Annotated in this window: 21 protein-coding genes, 2 tRNA genes and 1 pseudogene; 17 read left to right on the top strand and 7 right to left on the bottom strand. The window is 33.9% G+C overall.

The features are described from left to right. Positions 1-506: 506 nt before the first annotated feature. Together GVV10_RS09215 and GVV10_RS09210 are read left to right on the top strand one after the other, a co-directional pair. Positions 507-2,255: a M3 family oligoendopeptidase gene (locus tag GVV10_RS09215; protein WP_159521938.1), complete on the top strand. Its 1,749-nt coding sequence runs from the start codon at positions 507-509 to the stop codon at positions 2,253-2,255. 120 nt (positions 2,256-2,375) lie between these two features. Next, positions 2,376-3,962 carry an ABC-F family ATP-binding cassette domain-containing protein gene (locus tag GVV10_RS09210; protein ID WP_159521936.1) on the top strand — a complete coding sequence of 529 codons (1,587 nt, stop codon included), beginning with the start codon at positions 2,376-2,378 and terminating at the stop codon, positions 3,960-3,962. 132 nt (positions 3,963-4,094) lie between these two features. Here GVV10_RS09210 and GVV10_RS09205 read toward each other — a convergent pair. Continuing rightward, positions 4,095-4,183 (bottom strand) — tRNA-Ser (locus tag GVV10_RS09205). Positions 4,184-4,244: 61 nt separating this feature from the next. On the opposite strand from GVV10_RS09205, the gene GVV10_RS09200 reads away from it, so the two are divergent. After that, positions 4,245-5,075 carry a MurR/RpiR family transcriptional regulator gene (locus tag GVV10_RS09200; RefSeq protein WP_159521934.1) on the top strand — a complete coding sequence of 277 codons (831 nt, stop codon included), beginning with the start codon at positions 4,245-4,247 and terminating at the stop codon, positions 5,073-5,075. On the opposite strand, the gene GVV10_RS09195 is transcribed toward GVV10_RS09200, so the two are convergent. Beyond that, the gene (locus tag GVV10_RS09195) at positions 5,067-5,855 is read right to left on the bottom strand and encodes a Cof-type HAD-IIB family hydrolase (RefSeq protein ID WP_268892257.1); all 789 of its coding nucleotides are present in this window, start codon (positions 5,853-5,855) and stop codon (positions 5,067-5,069) included. The two genes, GVV10_RS09200 and GVV10_RS09195, sit on opposite strands and share 9 nt — an antisense overlap. Positions 5,856-5,918: 63 nt before the next feature. Further along, on the bottom strand, positions 5,919-7,304 hold the full coding sequence (locus tag GVV10_RS09190; RefSeq protein WP_159521930.1) for a 6-phospho-beta-glucosidase: 1,386 nt from the start codon (positions 7,302-7,304) through the stop codon (positions 5,919-5,921). Between the two features lie 161 nt (positions 7,305-7,465). Here GVV10_RS09190 and GVV10_RS09185 point away from each other — a divergent pair, with 161 nt between their 5' ends. Both GVV10_RS09185 and GVV10_RS09180 read left to right on the top strand, forming a co-directional pair. Then, positions 7,466-8,425, top strand: coding sequence for a lactonase family protein (locus GVV10_RS09185; RefSeq protein ID WP_159521928.1), 960 nt, complete (start codon positions 7,466-7,468; stop codon positions 8,423-8,425). A gap of 2 nt (positions 8,426-8,427) precedes the next feature. Beyond that, complete coding sequence (locus GVV10_RS09180; RefSeq protein WP_159521926.1) at positions 8,428-9,306, top strand: ROK family protein; 879 nt, start codon at positions 8,428-8,430, stop codon at positions 9,304-9,306. 10 nt (positions 9,307-9,316) lie between these two features. Here GVV10_RS09180 and GVV10_RS09175 read toward each other — a convergent pair whose 3' ends face one another. After that, a complete protein-coding gene (locus tag GVV10_RS09175; protein WP_159521924.1) occupies positions 9,317-9,838 on the bottom strand; it encodes a type 1 glutamine amidotransferase domain-containing protein in 522 nt (173 codons plus the stop codon). 118 nt (positions 9,839-9,956) lie between these two features. On the opposite strand from GVV10_RS09175, the gene GVV10_RS09170 reads away from it, so the two are divergent. The 5 genes from GVV10_RS09170 to GVV10_RS09150 all read left to right on the top strand — a co-directional run bounded on the left by GVV10_RS09170 (position 9,957) and on the right by GVV10_RS09150 (position 12,481). Further along, positions 9,957-10,787 carry a deoxyribonuclease IV gene (locus GVV10_RS09170; RefSeq protein ID WP_159521922.1) on the top strand — a complete coding sequence of 277 codons (831 nt, stop codon included), beginning with the start codon at positions 9,957-9,959 and terminating at the stop codon, positions 10,785-10,787. 87 nt (positions 10,788-10,874) lie between these two features. Beyond that, entirely contained in the window at positions 10,875-11,312 is a 438-nt protein-coding gene (locus GVV10_RS09165; protein WP_159521920.1) for a LytTR family DNA-binding domain-containing protein, read from the top strand. Beyond that, positions 11,309-11,992 carry a LiaF transmembrane domain-containing protein gene (locus tag GVV10_RS09160; protein WP_159521918.1) on the top strand — a complete coding sequence of 228 codons (684 nt, stop codon included), beginning with the start codon at positions 11,309-11,311 and terminating at the stop codon, positions 11,990-11,992. Before GVV10_RS09165 ends, GVV10_RS09160 begins: the two co-directional genes overlap by 4 nt. A gap of 66 nt (positions 11,993-12,058) precedes the next feature. Continuing rightward, positions 12,059-12,142: transfer RNA gene (locus GVV10_RS09155), tRNA-Leu, on the top strand. Between the two features lie 84 nt (positions 12,143-12,226). Then, complete coding sequence (locus tag GVV10_RS09150) at positions 12,227-12,481, top strand: DUF1294 domain-containing protein (protein ID WP_201290035.1); 255 nt, start codon at positions 12,227-12,229, stop codon at positions 12,479-12,481. 29 nt (positions 12,482-12,510) lie between these two features. On the opposite strand, the gene GVV10_RS09145 is transcribed toward GVV10_RS09150, so the two are convergent. Further along, positions 12,511-12,747: a hypothetical protein gene (locus GVV10_RS09145; protein WP_159521914.1), complete on the bottom strand. Its 237-nt coding sequence runs from the start codon at positions 12,745-12,747 to the stop codon at positions 12,511-12,513. Positions 12,748-12,935: 188 nt separating this feature from the next. Continuing rightward, positions 12,936-14,053: pseudogene (locus tag GVV10_RS09140) on the bottom strand (IS3 family transposase). 458 nt (positions 14,054-14,511) lie between these two features. Between GVV10_RS09140 and GVV10_RS09135 the strand changes: the two are divergent. From GVV10_RS09135 to GVV10_RS09120, 7 genes are all read left to right on the top strand, one after another. Beyond that, positions 14,512-14,817, top strand: coding sequence for a hypothetical protein (locus GVV10_RS09135; protein WP_159521912.1), 306 nt, complete (start codon positions 14,512-14,514; stop codon positions 14,815-14,817). Between the two features lie 142 nt (positions 14,818-14,959). Then, entirely contained in the window at positions 14,960-16,132 is a 1,173-nt protein-coding gene (locus GVV10_RS09130; RefSeq protein WP_159521910.1) for a hypothetical protein, read from the top strand. Positions 16,133-16,312: 180 nt separating this feature from the next. Then, on the top strand, positions 16,313-16,879 hold the full coding sequence (locus tag GVV10_RS09520) for a recombinase family protein (protein ID WP_236261893.1): 567 nt from the start codon (positions 16,313-16,315) through the stop codon (positions 16,877-16,879). Then, positions 16,845-17,288: a recombinase family protein gene (locus GVV10_RS09515; protein WP_236261892.1), complete on the top strand. Its 444-nt coding sequence runs from the start codon at positions 16,845-16,847 to the stop codon at positions 17,286-17,288. The genes GVV10_RS09520 and GVV10_RS09515 overlap by 35 nt, the downstream gene beginning before the upstream one ends. 30 nt (positions 17,289-17,318) lie before the next feature. After that, on the top strand, positions 17,319-17,444 hold the full coding sequence (locus tag GVV10_RS09555; RefSeq protein WP_268892256.1) for a hypothetical protein: 126 nt from the start codon (positions 17,319-17,321) through the stop codon (positions 17,442-17,444). 30 nt (positions 17,445-17,474) lie between these two features. Continuing rightward, a complete protein-coding gene (locus tag GVV10_RS09470) occupies positions 17,475-17,756 on the top strand; it encodes a hypothetical protein (RefSeq protein WP_201290034.1) in 282 nt (93 codons plus the stop codon). A gap of 57 nt (positions 17,757-17,813) precedes the next feature. After that, positions 17,814-18,764, top strand: a complete 951-nt coding sequence (locus tag GVV10_RS09120; RefSeq protein WP_159521908.1) for a hypothetical protein — start codon at positions 17,814-17,816, stop codon at positions 18,762-18,764. Positions 18,765-19,104: 340 nt separating this feature from the next. On the opposite strand, the gene GVV10_RS09115 is transcribed toward GVV10_RS09120, so the two are convergent. Next, positions 19,105-19,263 carry a hypothetical protein gene (locus tag GVV10_RS09115; protein WP_159521906.1) on the bottom strand — a complete coding sequence of 53 codons (159 nt, stop codon included), beginning with the start codon at positions 19,261-19,263 and terminating at the stop codon, positions 19,105-19,107. Between the last annotated feature and the right edge of the window lie 254 nt (positions 19,264-19,517).

Genomic DNA, 19,517 nt, shown 5'->3' with positions numbered 1-19,517 from the left:
CTGAGCCAGGATCAAACTCTTCATTTGATTCTTTCTCATGAATAACTCTGACGAGTTATTGTTTTATTTTTGTTATCTATTTCTGTTTGAAATTGACGTTTCCTGTTCAGTTTTCAAAGACCATTGCAGCGCTTTGATTTCCTTAGCGCTTGTACATATTAACATTACCTCAACACCCTGTCAACTCTATTTACAAACTTTATTCATTTATTTTATTATTATTTTACATTAAATAATCTCTTCCTTATATATAGACAATATTCTATCGTAATCCACTCAATCAATAGACTTCCCTGATGTTTCATCTCAGTTCCTTTACGACACAGATATAATTCATCAACTTAGATTGTCAAAACATTCATTTATCCTTTGTTATTAAGGTTTCCAACGTTTTGTTGAAAATGTTTTCTGTTTTATGAAATTAATTACATAATTGATGAAAATCTTTCTTACACTCTTGATGAAACATGATATAATAGTTAAAAAGAAAAAGGAGAACTATATTTATGTATACTTGGTCACTTGATGATCTTTATGAAGATTACAACACTGCATTTGAAAAGGATTTTAACACACTTACAAATACAATTAATACACTCACTGAAGAAAGTGTAAACCTGAAGACACAGGATGATTTAATATCATTCATGAAATTAAACGAAGATTATACCCGTTTGGCAAGAAATTTATTTTCTTTTATCAGTTTAAATTTAGCAACCAACACAAATGATTCCATTAGCAATCAAAAATATGCAATGATTGCAAACTTGGTTAGCACGACTGCGAAACCCTTCGCCCTCTTTAATAACTTTGTCTACAAAAACAAAGATTCCATCACACAATGGATTCAGGATGATGCTTACCTGAAGGAACACGAGTTTCTTCTCAACGAAATTATTGCACGTGGTAAACACCAATTGAGCGATGAAATTGAAGATGTCATTGCTAAAATGCAAATCAACGCTTCTGATGCATGGTCAAAATTACAAAGTCAATTGACAGCGAATGCTACCATTGAGTTTAATGGTGACACACACACACTTACTTCCATCAGAAATTTCGCGTATGATCCTTCTCAAGAAATACGAAGAGAGGCTTACTTAAAAGAACTGGAACTTTATAAAACCATTGAAGACGCAGTTGCCTTTTCATTAAATAGCATTAAAGGCGAAGTCAATACAATTAACGATTTACGCGGATATGAAAACAGTTTAGAGAAGACACTTCAAGATTCACGTTTATCCAAAGAATCTCTTGATGCATTGTTTGTTGCAATGAATGAATCAATGCCTATCTTTAGAAAGTATTTAAAACATAAAGGGTCATTATTAGGCCATGACAACGGTCTTCCATGGTATGACTTATTTGCCCCAATCGGTCAAGTGTCTAACACCAAATATTCAATTGAAGACTCCAAAAAAATGATTGTTGAAAGTTTTAATGGTTTTTCAGAAGACTTAGGCGCTTTAGCATTGCGTGCTTATGATGAAAAATGGATTGATTTCTTACCACGCGAAGGAAAACGAGGCGGAGCATTTTGTTCGAATTTACCACAAATCAAACAAAGCCGTGTCATGACAAACTTTGATGGCTCAATGTCTGGTATCGTTACCATCGCCCATGAATTAGGACACGCTTACCACGGACACATGATTGAAGACTTATCACTTCTGAACACTTCCTATACCATGCCTGTTGCGGAAACAGCCTCAACATTCTGCGAAAACATCGTATTCAATGAAGCCATGAAGACAGCAAGCCCACTTGAGCAACAAATGCTTATCGAAAACTCTATCTCTGATTTATGTCAAATCATCGTCGATATCTCATCTCGTTATTACTTTGAAGAAGAAGTCTTTAACCGTCGTAAAAACGAATTCCTTTCAAGTGACGACTTAAAGAAAATCATGATTGATGCTCAATTAAAAACATACGGTGATGGATTAGACCCTGATACACTTCATCCTTACATGTGGGTATGTAAAGGACATTATTACAGCGGTGGACTAAGTTACTATAATTTCCCATATGCATTTGGAGGACTCTTTGCTTTAGGCCTTTATGCTCAATTCCAAGAAAGAGGCGAAGATTTCGTTCCTCAATACCGTAAACTATTAGAAGCAACAACCACTCAATCCTGTGAAAACGTTGCACTTATGGCCGGAATCGACATTACTCAACCCGACTTTTGGAGATCAAGCTTAAAAGTAGCCGAAGAAAGAATCAATGATTTTATCGCATTAACATCCAAGTAATAGTTTAAGAACACTTCATAAGTGTTCTTTTTTAATTCTTAGAACGCATTGAGTTCTTTATTTTAAAAACTTGTGATACAATGACAAAGCATGATATTTATATAATAAGGAGTCGAAATTATGATTAGTACAAATAACTTAACACTCTCATTTAGTGGTTCAGCCCTCTTTGAAGATGTTAACATTAGCTTTACACACGGTAATTGTTATGGAGTCATTGGTGCCAATGGCGCTGGTAAATCAACATTTCTGAAATTATTGTCTGGTGAAATCGAACCAACCGAGGGGAATATATCAATCCAAAGCGGAAAAAGATTGTCTTTTCTAAAACAAGATCATTTTGCCTATGATGATTATACGGTTATGGAAACCGTTATCATGGGTAATGAAGAACTTTATAAAATTATGAAAGAAAAAGATGCAATCTACGCTAAATCAGACTTTAGTGAAGAAGACGGAATCAAAGCCGGCGAGCTCGAAGAAAAATTTGCAGAGATGGATGGATGGAACGCAGAAAGCGAAGTATCAATCCTTCTTAACGGTTTAAATGTTCACTCTAACTTACACTTCGCTGAGATGAAGACCATTAAAGCACAAGATAAAGTTAAAGTTCTCTTAGCTCAAGCTTTATTTGGAAATCCAGATATTCTCTTACTTGATGAACCTACAAACCACTTGGACATCGAGGCAATTCACTGGCTTGAAGAATTTTTAATTAATTTGGATTCCACCGTAATTCTGGTCTCACATGACAGAGCATTCTTAAATAAGACCTGTACTCACATTGCAGATATTGATTTTGGGAAAATTCAATTATTTGTCGGAAACTATGATTTTTGGTATGAATCAAGTCAAATTATTGCCCGTCAATTAACTGAATCCAACAAGAAAAAAGAAGAAAAAATAAAGGAGTTGCAAGATTTCATTGATCGCTTTAGTGCTAACGCTTCAAAATCTAAACAAGCAACCAGCCGTAAGCAACAACTTGCTAAAATAACCATTGACGATATTAAACCATCGAATAGAAAGTATCCTTTCATAGAATTTAAACCCAATCGTTCACTTGGAAACTCAGTCTTATCGGTTGAAGATTTAAATGCTAGCTTAAATGGTGAAACACTCTTGAAAAACTTCAACTTTACCCTAAGTAATACCGACAAAGTTGCAATTGTTTCAAATAACGAGTTAGCTAAGTCTCTTTTCTTTGATATCATTTCTGAAACACATAAACCTGAATCTGGTTCAATCCATTGGGGAGCATCGGTAACTTATGGCTATTTCAATAAAAATATCGAAGATAATTTCAATTCAAATAAAAACATCGTTGAGTGGCTCATGGACCATACGGATGAAGATGATCAAACATATGTTCGCGGCTTTTTAGGACGCATGATATTTTCAGGAGATGATGCACTGAAGGAAGTCAATGTACTTTCAGGTGGTGAGAAAGTTCGCTGTATGTTTTCGAAATTAATGTTGGAAGGCAATAACGTCTTGTTATTAGATGAACCCACCAACCATTTGGACATGGAATCAATTACTGCACTTAACAATGCATTGATTAAGTTCCCTGGTACTCTTATCATTGCTTCTCATGATTATGAGATCTTAAACACAACTGTTAATCGTGTCATCGAAATTCAAGATGATGGAAGCTATAAGAATTTTATCGGAACCTATGAAGAATACGTCAATTCAAAACGATAACAACTATAAAACAACACTTTTATATAAAGTGTTGTTTTTTTAAAACTCTCTATCATTTCTCACTGACTTATACTACAATAATAAAGAAATGAACAATAAAAAACCACCATGAATGGTGGTGTGAATTCACTATGGCGGAGAATGTGGGATTTGAACCCACGGAAGCAAAATACTTCGCCACCTTTCCAAGATGGTGCCTTCAGCCGCTCGGCCAATTCTCCAACGTGCTTATTCATTATACATAAATTTTACTTAAATAACAATATAAGAAAGGAAATTTAAATGTTAATCTTCAACCAACTTAAAACAAATGAAAATTTTTCTGATACTGAGCGTAAAATCGCCGACTATATTCTTGAAAACGCTAAAGAAGTTACCAACATGACAATTCAAGATTTAGCAAAGGCTACCTATTCAAGTCCTTCAACTATTTCACGGTTTTGTTTAAAGGTTAATGCGGATGGTTTTTCTGAATTCAAGGTAAAACTCGCCTCAGAAATCGGTTCACATTCACCAAAAGAAACACGAATCGAAGATGATTTACCATTCACACAAAACGAATCTCCGAAAGAAATTATTGAGAACATCTACAGTCTAAATCTCCAGTCTTTAAATGATACGTACAACCACCTTGATTTTGATCAACTCCAACGAGTTGCGATCATGATGCATCAATCACCTCATCTATACCTCTACGGAACGGGTCAATCTTTAATATTGGCTCAAGACTTTCAATACAAGCTTTATCGTATCAAACGGGATTGTCACTTAGAAACACAAGTTGGTTTCCAGCATTCTAAAGCCTATACACAGCCACTTGATTCAGTCGCTATGATCATCTCTTACTATGGCAATAACATTAACAACTTGCGTATCATTAAGTATCTTCATGAAAACAATATTCCAACAATTTTAATTACTGGACCAAATAAAAACGCTTTGTGTGCGTATGCTACTGAAGTTATTCATGTACCTGCCCAGGAACAACTCATGAAAAAGATGGCCTCGTATTCTTCACGAACAGCCATCCAATTAGTTCTTGATTTTATCTATGCCTTGATGTTCTCATTAGATTATGAAAACTATCAAAAGATTGTTGAAGGATTAATTTGACAAATAATCCATTAAGAAATGATACACGCCTTGCTCATCATTCGACTTGGCAACATGATCAGCAACACTCTTAACATAATCTGTTGCATTATTCATCGCCACACCAACCCCTGCTGCTCGCACGAGCTCATAATCGTTGTCATTGTCGCCAAATGACATAACCTCTGATAAATCAATGTTATGTTGCTGGCAAAACCATTCTAAACCAACTTCTTTATTAACTCGTGGATCCATAAACTCCACGAGTTCATTTTGTGATTTAAAGGCGTTATAGCGAGCATTAGCTTTTTCTTTGTGAAACGAAATAACGTCCTTTCCTAATTCAGGTGTAACACTAAAGATAATTTTTGGTAATGTTTCAGGCACAACCGAATAAATATCTTCTTCATAGACAACATCTAAAAATGTTCGAACCCTTTGATTGTAAACATCTTCAAACGCAGTGACCATTTGATCATTGATATATAGGATGGGATTTGCGCCCAGTTTTAAATTGTCTTCAATAATTTCATTCATCACATCTTTTGTCAAAGGATATTGTTGATGATATTGACGACCTACAAAATCATAAATTTCTCCACCATTATTACAAATGAGGAAATCAAAAATTTCTTCTGCATCTGGAATTGCTGCTTTTGCAGAAAAAAGTGGTCGGCCAGTCGCTACCCCAAACAAAAATCCTTTAGATCGGATTACCTTAATTAATTCTTTCATATCAGGATGTAATTTTCCTTTAGCATCTAAAAGTGTTCCATCCAAATCAGTTACAAATACTTTGATAATAAATCTTCCTTTCAGTCAATAAACAACAGAGTGTTCACCCTGTTGTTTATTGAATCATTTTTATTCTGGTTTGTAAACAACACCATTTGCTTCTAATTCAGCAATTTTCTCTGCGAATTGTGGCAAGTAGTTTTTGTTTGCGACAAGCATTTCATCAAGCATTGGTTTTGTATACGTACCACTTGTAATGAGTGGGTTGATATTGAATGCATGAAGTGCTTTATTGTAATCACCTGTTACAGCTGCTTCAATGACTGTTTCTTCCATTGCTTTCATCATTTGTAATGGACCACGAGCTGCCGGTGGGAATGAACCCCAGTTAAACGGTTCAGCACCATGAGAGGTAATCACGGATGAAACTTCAACAGCACAATCGTAAGGTAAATCAGTGATTGTTCCATTGTTTTCTGTACTTACAACCATCACGGTACGTGAATCATTATGAATTGATGCAATCAGTTCACAAGCCGCTTCTGAATAGTGTGTACCACCACGTTTTGTTAATTGTTCTGGTTTATAGTCTAAATTTGGATCTTTATACAATTCAAACAATTCTGCTTCTGTCTGTTTAACAGTCTCAGCACGTGTTGTATGATTTTTATAGTTTTCCAAGTTTTCTTCCAACATATCACGTGTTATATAGTAATAACGGTGATAACCACATGGTAAGATTCCTAAATCTTTCACTTGTTCATAGTTATAATTTATTGGATTAATATTTTTTACTTCTTTTAATTTGTTTTTAGCAAATTCACTCTCAGGATGATAAAGTTGATCAATAATTTTATCAGTAACCTCTGTACCATCAACATCCCAAACTCGATGCCAGTGGAAATGGTTTAATCCTGCATACTTCATAAACATTTTATCGTCATGTTCATCATACCCCATTGCTTCATGGTTTTGTTTTGTTGAACCAACTGGAACATTACATAACCCGATTGTACGTTTCCATCCGCCTACCTTAATTGCAGCTTCAGTAACCATTCCAGCTGGGTTTGTAAAGTTAATCAACCATGCATTAGGTGCCAATTCTTCCATATCTTTGATAATATCCAAAATAACAGGAATTGTTCTAAATGCTTTGAAAATTCCACCTGCTCCGTTTGTTTCTTGACCAATTAAGCCATATTTGCCCGGGATTCTCTCATCACGAACACGTGCATCAAGCAATCCAACTCTAAATTGTGTTGTAACAAAGTCTGCATCTTTTAACGCTTCACGACGATCAAGTGTTAATTTGACTTCCCAATCAAGTCCTGCAGCCTTCACCATTCTTTGAGCCATCGCCCCAACAATTTCTAATTTTTCACGACCGTCTTCAATATCAACTAACCAAAGTTCTTTAATATCTAATTTATCTGCACGATCAATAAAACCTTCCATTAATTCAGGTGTATAACTACTTCCACCACCAATAGTAACAATTTTCAATTTTTTTGACATCCTATTGCCTCCTTGTCTCTATAATAAGCACTTCAGGTTAATTTCGCAATCGGATTGATATGTTTTGAACATTAATTTCAATGTTTTTTGCACTTCGTTCTAATTCATGAAAAAAATTACCGTATACTTTTATGATACAATATTAAAAAAGGAGGATTTAGATGAAAATATTATTAGGTGCATACACCCGTAATGATAGCGAAGGGTTGTATCAGATTGATTTAAACGAAACAGACCAAACATTAGAAAATTTGGAATTACTGATTAAGGCAGAAAACCCAACATATTTAGACTATGACAAGACAAATAACACGTTATATTCTGTCTACCAAGAGGGTAATCTTGGTGGGATTGGTGCTTATACGTTTACAGAAGAGGGAAATCTTGAAAAAAAATATGCAATCACTGAAGAAGGCACACCACCATGTTATGTAAAATATGATTCACAGTCTGGAAAGATTTATGATGCAAATTATCATCATGGAAAGATGAATATTTATCAAAATCAAACTCACATTAAAACTGTCCAGTATGAGGAAGGCGCTCATGCACACTACACTGATTTTGATCCGAAAACAAACGTCCTTTATGTTTGTGACTTAGGAAATGATAAAGTATACAAATATCAAAACGATGAACAAATTGCCTCGATTCGCTTAGAAGAAGGATCAGGTCCGCGTCATATTGCATTTCACCCTACCCTTGATCGTCTTTATGTCTTTGCGGAATTAAATAACACCGTTACGGTTCTTGATTCTGATTTTAACATTTACCAAATTATTACAAGTTTAGAACACGAAACAAATCAAAGTGCAGGGGCAGCAATTCGAATCAGCAACGATGGGAAATTCTTGTATGCTTCAAATCGTGGTGAAGATAGTTTGGTTGTCTACGCGATTGATGAGTCAGGTCAACTTTCCATTATTCAACATATTTCTACGTTTGGAGAACACCCACGGGACTTTGATTTAAGTCCTGATGGTCAATTCCTTGTTGTCGCTAACCGTGATACAAACAACCTGTCACTTTATACACGCGATCAACTTACAGGTCTTCTAACAAATGTTCAAAAAGATATCCATGCACCTGAAGCTGTCTGTGTCTATTTCTTAGATAAATAACTATGTATTTAGCACTTGATATTGGTGGTACAAACATTCAGTTTGCAATCCTAAACAATGATGATCAAATCTTAAAACATTGGGAAATCAAAACTCCCATTGTTTCGTCTTCAAATGAGTTCTACGATAGATTGTTTGAGGCGATTCCAGCTCATAGCTTTAAAGGCATCGGAATTGCGGTTCCAGGTGTTGTGAATGATCAAGGTTACATTACCTCAAAGGCTTCGCCTCGCTTATACCCTTTGTATCAAAGCAACATTGTGAAAGCTTTCAGTCATCATTTCCACTGTCCAACATCGGCCTTAAATGACGCTAAAGCGGCAGGTTTGTGCGAACTACGTAAGGGAGCTGCAATGAATTGTTCGTCTAGCGTCAGTTACTTAATTGGAACAGGTGTTGGGGGTGCTTTGAGCACTGCTGATTCGATTCTATTTGGGAATGATGGTTATGCAGGAGAATTCTCTTACATGCCTGTTCAATATCAAGGAAAGTATTATTCTTTGGGGATGATCGGTTCAGCAAACGGATTACTCTATCTTTATAAACAAATCAGTCATCAACCAATCGGTAATGCGAAAGAGGTTTTTGAAAAATTTTATGCCAACGATAATCATGCGCTTCAAGCAGTAGAAGATTGGCTTAATATAACTGCAGATAGCCTTTGGCACATCACTGCAATTTTTAATCCTGAAGTTATTTTGATTGGTGGTGGAATTAGCGAAGATGATCGTATCATCGATTTGATTCGCGAAAAGTATCAACAAAAGCAAAAGCCTTATGATGCATTTACAAACTTCACGACTCGCATTGACAGATGCATGTTTAAAAATAAAGCAAATCTTCTTGGAGCACTGATTCACCACAAACAAAAAAACGGCTAAGCCGTTTTTTTTACTTTTTCAATGCGTCAATAAGTAAAGGTAAATACACTGGTAAATCTGGGGGTCTTCGACCTGAAATAAGATTTCCATCGGCGACTGCAGCCTCATCAACCCACGTTGCACCTGCATGCATTAAGTCATGTTTGATACCTGGTGTACTTGTGACCTTTCTTCCTTTTAATATGTCAGCCGATGACAAGACCCAACCCGCATGACAAATTTGACCAATGACACGATTATTTTCATCCATGTTTTTAACAAATTCTAAGACACTGTCCAGTCTTCTTAAATAATCTGGAGCCCAGCCGCCTGGGATTAATAAACCATCATATTCTTCAATTTTTACATCATCAAATGACAAATCACTTTGAACACTTAAACCATATTTTCCTTTGATTGAGTCTTTTGCTTTTTCACTCGCAACATCGACCTGCGCGCCCGCTTCTCTTAATCTTAAAATCGGATACCATAATTCTAAGTCATCAAAGTCAGGACTAACAATTGTTAAAACTTTTTTATTCGCTAATTCCATGATCATCCTCCTTTGTCTTTATTCTACCAAGCACATCAACTAAGTGCTAATCATGTGCCTGTTAGTTGTTATTTTTGATGGTCTTGTGTACCATTATAAGTAAATAAGGAGGAATTTAATGTTTTATATCGGATGTCACTTATCTTTTTCAAAAGGTTATCGAGCAATGGGCGAACAAGCCCACAGCATTGGCGCGAACACCTTTCAATTTTTTACACGAAGCCCCCGTGGTGGGAAAGCTAAAGCACTAGATTTAAAGGATGTAGAGGAACTCAAAAAATTAGTGGACGAATATCAATTCGATCACCTCTTGGCTCATGCCCCCTATACAATGAATGCGTGCAGCAACAAAGACTACACTCGGGAATATGCTGAAGAAGTTATGAAGGACGATCTCTATCGAATGTCTTTCTTTAAAAACAGTCTCTATAACTTCCATCCTGGAAGTCATGTCGGACAAGGTGTAGAGGCTGGTATTGATATGATTGCAGGCATGTTGAATCGTGTCTTAAGTCCAGAACAAGAAACTATTGTATTACTTGAAACAATGGCTGGTAAAGGGACCGAAATCGGTCGTAGTTTTGATGAACTAAAAGCAATTATTGATCAAGTCGACGTTAAAGAAAAAATCGGAGTCTGTTGGGATACTTGCCACCTTTATGATGCAGGCTATGATTTAGTCAATGATTTAGAGGGTGTCATCGAAGAATTTGACCAAAAAATTGGTTTGGATAAACTTTACGCAATTCATATTAACGATAGTAAAAATCCATTCAATTCCCATAAGGACCGTCATGAGAAAATTGGCCAAGGGTCTTTAGGTCTGGATGCCTTTGTTCGTATTATCAATCACCCTAAATTAAAACACTTACCCTTCTATTTAGAAACACCCAATGAAATTGAAGGGTATAAAGAAGAAATAGAATTACTAAAAGCAAACAGAACATAACCACTTAGTGCATAAAACAAACCACTTAGTGGTTTTTCCTTACAAAACAATAAAAAAAGCCTATACTTAAATCAAAGGAGCGATTTTATGAAAGTTAAGTGGATTCATAATCCAGATCAAGAGGACGATATAGTCCTTACTTATCGAGAAATGAATGACGATGTCAAAGCGATTTTAAACTCGTTAAACATCCGAGAAATCACGGTTAGTAAAAACCAACAGGAATACATCCTTAATCTTGAAGATATTTTATTTTTTGAAACATCAGATGGTAAAGTGTTCGCTCATACCAATGAGCATGCTTATCTAACAGGTTCTCGATTGTACCAACTCATCGAGTCCCTTCCAAGTCACTTCGTCCGTGTTTCAAAAGGAAGCATCATAAACGTTCATAAAGTGAGCGGTTTAGATAAACAATTTTCAGGAAGAATGATTTATTTTCAAAACTCTTACAAGACTAATTATGTTTCTCGACAGTATTATCCTAAACTTAAAATCGCACTTGATGAAAGGAGCTTTTTATGAAAAGAAAAAATGTATTTTGGGGATTACTTATTTTATTATTTGCACTGACAACACTAGCAAACGGCTTTAATTTATTCCACGGAGGACCAAGCTTATTCAGACTGGCCTTAACTGCGCTTCTATTTTTCTTTAGCATTAGTAATTTAGTCGATCGCAACTATTATGGAATTTTCATGCCACTTGCTCTTATCTTAATCATTAACGAACAGTATTTAAATATTAATTTTGAGACATGGCCAATCTTGCTTGGAGCATTCTTACTCAGCTTAGCCTTCTCAATTTTATTTAGTAAAAGTAAAGTGGTGCAATTTGAATTTGATTCAGCGAACACCGCTTATACCGTTAATGGTGAGAACATTAAGATTGATTCTAACTTTAATAGTAGTTCACGTTATGTGCAAAGCGAAAATTTACGCTATGCTTCAATTGAAAACAACTTTGGTAGTTTAAGTGTCTTCTTCAGCGATGTTCATTTCAATGAAAATGGAGCAACCATTAAAGTCGATTGTAACTTTGGAAACGTTAAACTTTACTTACCAAAAGACATTCAGACTCACAACAATATTCAAGCATCTTTAGGCAGTGTTAACGAGGAGATAAGAACACCTGTCCAAGGCGCTCAAGCCGTCTATTTAGATGGTGATGTAAGCTTTGGGAAAGTTGAAATATTTTATATTTAATTTTTTTAAAAAAAGTGTTGCTATTTTCTCTTTTGATTGCTATAATCTATTAGCAGTCAAAAAAACGCGGGCGTGGCGGAATTGGCAGACGCACTAGACTTAGGATCTAGCGCCTTGTGCGTGGAGGTTCGAGCCCTCTCGCCCGCACCATTTAAACTTAACTCCCACTTTCGAGTGGGTTTTCTTTTACTCTTAAATAAATCGTACCAAAATCGTACCGTAGAAAGGGTTATTATGTTGATCATCTATCTTTTACTCATTAACAGTTTTACGTTTATTCTCATGAAATATGATAAATATAAAGCCAAAACAAAACGATCGCGAGTCCCTGAATTCACTTTTTTTCTCTTATCGTTACTGGGAGGATTTGCTGGGATCCTCTTCGGTGCTGTTGTTTTTAACCATAAAACAAACAAACGATCCTTCCAAGTAAAAATATTTATAGCTACGTTTATTTTCTTAGGTGCAGGATATTTTATTTTGACATAACAAAGAGCTCATGATGAGCTCTTGTTTTCTTATTCAACTGTTGCTAAACCACAATCTAATTCTACGTCTATTTTATAATCTTTCTTTCCAAACGGCGCATGGGGATGAATGATCGCTTTTGTGTTATTAACATCACAGCTTTCCTTGGTTTTAGGATTAACAAGCACTTGAAGTAAGCCCTCATATTTACCATCATCAAAACGACTTAAATTATCAAGATCAACTTTAATTCCAGCTTCAGAAAACCGTTCTAGAAATTCCTTCACATGTGTTTCTTTTTTGAAACTTAATTCAAGTTGATAAATTCAAGTTTATTTTTAGTGTAAGAACACTTCAGTTAGAAACATTATAGCCTCATATTAATTCGCTTTTTTTGTATCCGCGTGATGACTTTGGATAATTCGTAAAAACCGAATAATTATATCGGAATGTCAACCTTTTAGTGGACACTCATCTATATAACATTTTCTAAACGATACTGTACAGGCGTTAAGTAATTTAACGTTTGATGGTATCGTTTATTATTAAACCACCATACATACACTGACAACTCTTGTTTCAATTGCTGTAGTGTTTCGAACCTATTTGGGTAAACGAACTCAGTTTTTATTGACTTAAAGGTCGCTTCCGCTACTGCGTTGTCATATGGGACACCAGCTTCACTTAGTGATCTGGATATTCCGAATGTATCAATTAGGTCTTCGATAAGAGAATTCTTAAACTCCATACCTCTATCACTATGGAAGCATTGAACATTACTTAAGTTTCCTTTGACTGTTGCGAACGCTTCTTTTACGAGCTGGGCCGTTTTTCTTGTTCCTGCACTGTAACATATTACTTCCCGATTAAAGAGGTCTACGATAACACATATATAATACCAAGTACTTCCTACCCTAACGTAGGTGAGGTCACTTACGATGACTTCTTTTTGCTTTCTACCATTGAACTCTTGATTAACGATGTTCATGATTTGCTCTCGGTTAACATTTTGCCTTTGTGGCTTGAACTGAACTACTGTATAACGTGATACAAGTCCTTCTTCTGTCATGATACGACCGATTCTACGCCTTGATAAAGTAATACCCTGATCTTCACAAGCATTCTTGATCTTACGGGTGCCGTAGATTCGGTTACTTTCATGAAATATCTTTATGACTAAGTCTGTATGAATATCTTTTTTCCTAGAGAAGTCTTTATCTCTATATTTATAATATCCGGATCTACTAATCTCTAAAATTTTACACATCTCGCTGAATGGATACTTGTGTTCATTTTGTTTTAGTACTTTGATTTTCGTCCCATAATCAGCGTGGCTTACTTTAAAATATCAACCTCCATTTTAAGATTTTGATTCTCTTAACGGAGTTTTTTCAATTCATCTATAGACTCTTTATTATTTACAAAAACATCATCATTTGAATTAGTTCCATATTTTTTTTGCCACTGATATATTGATGATGGTGATAAATCATATTCTTAAATTAGTTCAGAAGGAGCCTTTCCTGATTCGTATAAAGAAACCATTTGTTTCTTATAATCTTCGCTGTAAGTTCTTCTTTTCTTTGAACTCATAGTATCATTCCTCTCTTTCTTATGTTATAACATTTCGTTATATAGAGAAGTGTCTACCTAAGTGTAACCCTTCCAATATGCGTAATATTCTATATTTAATCAATCTCATCTATAATTAGGTCATATAAGGAGGCTATATTACAATGTGGATTTTGTGGTAAGAAGATTAATACGTTATTAAGTGGAAAATATAAGTAGCTAGACGGTACGATGTGTGTTGAGAGTTATCGAAAAGAAAAAGATGTGCTCAAACCTCTGATATTTAAACTGAAGAAAATGAATAAAGAAGAACTACTAAATACAATTCACCCACACCGAAAGAGTTGATTGATAGTGACTTTATTACGACCTTTGAAATGGGTGGCATTCAGTTTGACGATAATAGCAAAAGGCTTCATATTCCAATACAAAACAGTGATCAGAACGGTATATGTACTGTATTTGATTATTCTCAAATAATGGATGTAGAAATAGTTGAAGATGGAGAAACAATAACCAAGGGCACACTTGGTGGTGTGCTAATGGGAGATATGATTGCAGGTACTGCGGGTGCTATAATTGGTTCAAACATTGGTAAAAAGAAAAGCAAAAATCAATGTACTAAATTAGCAATCAAGTTTTTACTCAATTCAGATGTATTATTTAGAGAATACTACCTCATCAACAATCCCAAGAAATCTATCAAAAAAGATTCACCCGAATGTAAACAGGGATATCTTACCATTAACAGTATATTGTCAAAGATTAAGTCGGAAATTTTATAAGTGAATTAATACATCAACTTAATCGTAGACTATCCCTAGTTGAGAGTCTTTTTTAATGTTATAATTGAAATGAATATCTGGCTTTTTCACATTAGAATCGAGGGTTCAAATGCGAGATATAATACTTTATTTTATAAGGGGAATGAATCATTACATTTTCTTACTCTATGAGATGTTTGACTTCAAAGAATTTGGTACTATTTTCTTTCTTTTTGTGTTTTTCTTAGCTATATTTATTTTCTTTAAAGATATAAGAAGTCAAATTATTGACTTAACCCTTACAATTTTCAGCCTACTAAAAACAAAGATTGGTATTATATTTGTTTTGGTATTAGTATTATACTATACCTATATTGCCTTTACTTTTGAAGAAAGCATCAATACAGTTGTTTTAATTTCATCAATATATTTATTTTTTGAATCATTCACAAAAACAAATCTCAATTTAACATCTGATAGTGATAATTCTGTTTTTGAATCTATAGTAGAATTTAGTTTTCCAGTAGTATTATTGTGTGTTCAGCAGATTGTTATTATCATAGAAAATGGTAGTTTCAATAATTTCTTGCCAATCCTATTGTCATTGCTTATTATTCCAATATATTCAACTGTCTTCGTGTTGTTTAAAAACTATATGTGTTTTGATACCTTTTATAATAAGAATCAATTAGAGCGACGAGTGAATAAATACGAGTTTTACAAAACATACACATTAGCCGCTTTTTGTTTTTTTAACTATAAAGATGCAGATACTTATCTTGAAAAAATACTGAATTCAATGCAAGACTTCATAATAAACTCCGAACAAATGAGAAATCGTATTGATAATGAAGTTAACTTTAATTTTGATTTCAAGCCACACTTTAGAACCATTAAAAGAAAATCAAAAAGTAAGGTTTATAAACTATTCCACTACGTTTGGTTAATTGATATATTTTTTATTCTGTATGAAATTTGTAACTTGCGTTTTTTAAAAGTTTCTCTTAATTTTTCGTATTACTTGACTTTAGGTGTACTCATAATCTATTTAATTTACGACTTGATGAAAATACAAACAATTCAGAATCAATACGATTTCGTACTATATTTATTGTTTTACATATTTTTCTCTTTTATTTTAGTTACATATTCGTTAACATTACAACAATTTAGACTTACCGAGATTGCATTCATAGTTCCTTTTTTTATAGTTACCAGAGTTAGAGCTTCATTTTACAATCCAATAAACTTTCTCAGTCTGCCATTTTTGTCGAAGCAAAACTTTTTTGGACTTGATTCTTCAAAATATGATGAACACGGGAATAGAATCAAATAACGTATGTTGATAAATGTATACTTAAACCAACACATGATATCTCACGATATTATGTGTTTTTTAGTGTTTGAAAATATGGTTCTATCCATTTCCAAACATTTGGAAATTACATGAACTTTAACAAATCACTCTACAAATGATTACCCATATAGTAAACTACTAATCATTGGAGGTGAACACATGACCCATAGAACTTATGGTTATGCCAGAGTTAGTAGAAAACAACAGAACGAATCTAGACAAGTACAGAATCTTATCACACATGGAGTTGATGAGCGGTTCATTATGGTGGATAAGGAAAGTGGTAAAGACCTTGATAGACCGCAATACGAACTACTTAGAAATGCCCTCAGAAATGGAGACATACTTGTGATTCCCAGCATTGATAGGCTAGGAAGAAATTACAATCAAATCATTCAAGAATGGGGATATCTGACTAAAGAACTTGTTATTGATATACAAGTGCTAGATATGCCTTTACTTGATACAACAGTAAATAAAGACTTATTAGGAAGTTTCATATCGGATTTAGTATTACAAATCCTTTCTTATGTCGCAGAACAAGAAAGAACATTCATAAAGAAACGGCAGACCGAGGGAATTGCTTTAGCCAAACAGAATAGTAAACGATTGGGAAGACCTAAAATTCCTCAACCTAAAAACTTTGAAGAAGTACATATTACATGGAAAAATGGAAGTATATCAAGCAAACATGCACAAGAATTACTTGGATTACGGAACTTATGAGCACGGTAAACGTGAAGGAAAAGAAATTGATGAGTTTAGAGGGATTGTTCCTGCGATTATAACAGAGACTATGTTTGAACAATGTCAGAAATCAATTCAGGAAAACATGAACAATTATCATAGAGTTCATGATTACGAATACATGAAAAAATTAATATGTCCTTGCTGTACTGGTGATGATATTAGTTCTATAAGAAGAATGGCAGGACACTCTTCCAAAAACAGACATGGTAAAGTTTACCTTTATTATAATTGTCCTGAATGTGGTGGATACATAAATGAAAAAGATATCGAGAAACTTCTAATACACCATCTTGATGATTTATACCAATTTCACCAAGTGATATCAAAGCATACAGACTCTTTTCAATTAGAAGTGAATGAAATTAACTCACTTGACATGCAGTAAGACCTAGATTTTGTTATTGCCAACGCAAAAGTGTCTGATTATTATGATGACACTAATAATTTGGAATTTTTAAAACTCACAGAAGAAGAACGAATACAATTTGTTGATAAATATATTGATACGATTGAACTATGCGAAAATGCAAATGGGAATTAAAATATAAAGAAAATCTTATATAAGAAGCACATGACTGAAATAATTAAAATCTTTGAGAATAAAGGAGTAATTCCACAATTATATGGAGAAAGATACGAGCGAAACATGAGGCAAGCATTATCAAAAGATGATTTTGATAAATTAGCACTACAACTAAGCTCGAACTTTGATATATATATATGTAGAAGATTCATCATTATTTCCAAACCTACCAATAACTCCAAATCAGTTGAAAATAGTAGAAATAAAACAAAAACAAAAAAAAAGCAATTTTTAACAAATGTCATAAATATGCCTACCTTGCTGAACTAGAGTGATTTCATTTAGTCCTATGTGATATACTATAGTTAAAATTTAATGGAGGAAACTATGGAAGCATATGTATTTAAACTCAACTTAGAGCCAAGCATATTGCAAATGTATCAATTTAACAAAGAACAAATTGAACAGGTTGTTATCCCGTCGGCTCTAAATAGAATTTTTCAATCGAAAATAAAAGAAAGCAATGCAAATATAATAGAATATAACACAAAGAAAATTGATATTGATGAAATTAAAGCAAATGATATATACGTTGAATTAGTCGAGAAACTTGAACTGTTCCACGGAATGTACTTAAATGTTGTTAAACAATATGAACAAACAGGAGCAATTTCTTACTCACAAGATTTTATGTTCACAAGAGATTTACTAAACCAGCTAATAAAAAGGATTTTTGATTTATATCCAATTTTAGAATTTAAAATTAGCAATATGAAAAATGTAATAGTCATCAAACAATTTTCAAGAGTTAAAATGGGGGCCACATATCTGCAACGAGCTGCAAAACTAAAGAAGTTTGTTGATGACTATACAGCCGAACGAAATCCTAACATAACATTTTATTATGATTTAACTTCTGAAAGAATATATCTACAAACTGGAGTTGACGGGAGTAATGACCCTTCTAAAAAAGTCAGGCGTGATGCTGGAGTAATTCAAGACTTGATCAATGAATACAAAACAGTAACAAATATCGGAAAAGTCTCAATTAACCCTGTCTACAATCTAGTACATTTAGAAGGGCTATATAACGAAATAACAATTGAAATTGTTTATCCTAATGGAAATCCATCTGAAGACAGGTCTGAAGCAATCGAACAAGTAAATGCTGCAAAAGAAATACGTAAATTAATTGCTTCAAAAGGACAAAAAATAGATGCAAGTGACGTAAATCCAATTATTTCTGAGAACGCAAGAAAAGGATATCTTACTTCAGTTACTTCAAGAGGAAAAAGTATTATTAAAGGTGTCATAGAGCGGGTTTATGATTTATGGTAAAAAAAAAATATCAAGAGTTATCAATCGAAATAAATATTTTTAAAATTATTTGGAAAATCAAGCATCATCTACTTCGAAGTAAACTCTTAATAATTTGGCTTCTTATATTTATTACACTCTTAATTCTTAATTACACAAGTAATTTTACTAACTTGTTCTCAATTAAGTCAATAAACATTTCTAATTTCCTTAGTTATGGAATAACTGCACTATCTTTCACATTGGCTGTATTAAGTGCCGCTTTACGAATTTTCAAAGACACAGAGTTTACTCAACTCTATTTACAGAAAAATGATAAATATAAAAATTATGGAGAGCTCTATTACTTAACACTTGCACCTTATATAGTGACACCAACATTATGGTTGATAATTTCTCTAATATCCTTGATATCAAGTGTCCTTTCAATCAACGTACCTCCGACTGTTTCCATAGTTTTTAAACTACTATTCATTTCACTTGTCGCAATTGGATTGATTAGTAGTTGGAACCTCTTCATAATCCATATTCAAGATTTTTCAAAGAAAATACAAAGAAGAATTAATGATGAAGTAAGAAATATTGACAAGCCTTCCACAAAAAAATAACCTTTTAGTTAATTCTCTACGTTTGCGCACCATATTTTTCAGTCAAGTCCATAATCTTGTGTAAAATTCATTATGTCAGCAAGTGGATCTAACCAATCCACTTTTTTGTTGATTCAGTAAAACTAATATACTGTCTTGAACTCGATTGCCAATCTTCATGAATATC

The sequence above is a fragment of the Erysipelothrix urinaevulpis genome, assembly GCF_009828835.1.
Lineage (GTDB): Bacteria > Bacillota_I > Bacilli_A > Erysipelotrichales > Erysipelotrichaceae > Erysipelothrix > Erysipelothrix urinaevulpis.
Note: the sequence above shows the minus strand (reverse complement) of the source record. Positions and strands in the feature narration are given on the sequence as shown.

What these genes read in the sequence shown, in the direction of transcription:
- GVV10_RS09200 (WP_159521934.1), top strand. Translation starts at nt 4,245, where the DNA reads ATGTTAATCTTCAACCAACTTAAAACAAATGAAAATTTTTCTGATACT.
- GVV10_RS09520 (WP_236261893.1), top strand. Translation starts at nt 16,313, where the DNA reads ATGACCCATAGAACTTATGGTTATGCCAGAGTTAGTAGAAAACAACAG.
- GVV10_RS09215 (WP_159521938.1), top strand. Translation starts at nt 507, where the DNA reads ATGTATACTTGGTCACTTGATGATCTTTATGAAGATTACAACACTGCA.
- GVV10_RS09185 (WP_159521928.1), top strand. Translation starts at nt 7,466, where the DNA reads ATGAAAATATTATTAGGTGCATACACCCGTAATGATAGCGAAGGGTTG.
- GVV10_RS09135 (WP_159521912.1), top strand. Translation starts at nt 14,512, where the DNA reads ATGGATGTAGAAATAGTTGAAGATGGAGAAACAATAACCAAGGGCACA.
- GVV10_RS09120 (WP_159521908.1), top strand. Translation starts at nt 17,814, where the DNA reads ATGGAAGCATATGTATTTAAACTCAACTTAGAGCCAAGCATATTGCAA.
- GVV10_RS09130 (WP_159521910.1), top strand. Translation starts at nt 14,960, where the DNA reads ATGAATCATTACATTTTCTTACTCTATGAGATGTTTGACTTCAAAGAA.
- GVV10_RS09190 (WP_159521930.1), bottom strand. Translation starts at nt 7,304, where the DNA reads ATGTCAAAAAAATTGAAAATTGTTACTATTGGTGGTGGAAGTAGTTAT.
- GVV10_RS09470 (WP_201290034.1), top strand. Translation starts at nt 17,475, where the DNA reads ATGACTGAAATAATTAAAATCTTTGAGAATAAAGGAGTAATTCCACAA.
- GVV10_RS09150 (WP_201290035.1), top strand. Translation starts at nt 12,227, where the DNA reads ATGTTGATCATCTATCTTTTACTCATTAACAGTTTTACGTTTATTCTC.
- GVV10_RS09165 (WP_159521920.1), top strand. Translation starts at nt 10,875, where the DNA reads ATGAAAGTTAAGTGGATTCATAATCCAGATCAAGAGGACGATATAGTC.
- GVV10_RS09515 (WP_236261892.1), top strand. Translation starts at nt 16,845, where the DNA reads ATGCACAAGAATTACTTGGATTACGGAACTTATGAGCACGGTAAACGT.
- GVV10_RS09180 (WP_159521926.1), top strand. Translation starts at nt 8,428, where the DNA reads ATGTATTTAGCACTTGATATTGGTGGTACAAACATTCAGTTTGCAATC.
- GVV10_RS09115 (WP_159521906.1), bottom strand. Translation starts at nt 19,263, where the DNA reads ATGAAGAGGTTCCAACTACTAATCAATCCAATTGCGACAAGTGAAATG.
- GVV10_RS09175 (WP_159521924.1), bottom strand. Translation starts at nt 9,838, where the DNA reads ATGGAATTAGCGAATAAAAAAGTTTTAACAATTGTTAGTCCTGACTTT.
- GVV10_RS09170 (WP_159521922.1), top strand. Translation starts at nt 9,957, where the DNA reads ATGTTTTATATCGGATGTCACTTATCTTTTTCAAAAGGTTATCGAGCA.
- GVV10_RS09210 (WP_159521936.1), top strand. Translation starts at nt 2,376, where the DNA reads ATGATTAGTACAAATAACTTAACACTCTCATTTAGTGGTTCAGCCCTC.
- GVV10_RS09160 (WP_159521918.1), top strand. Translation starts at nt 11,309, where the DNA reads ATGAAAAGAAAAAATGTATTTTGGGGATTACTTATTTTATTATTTGCA.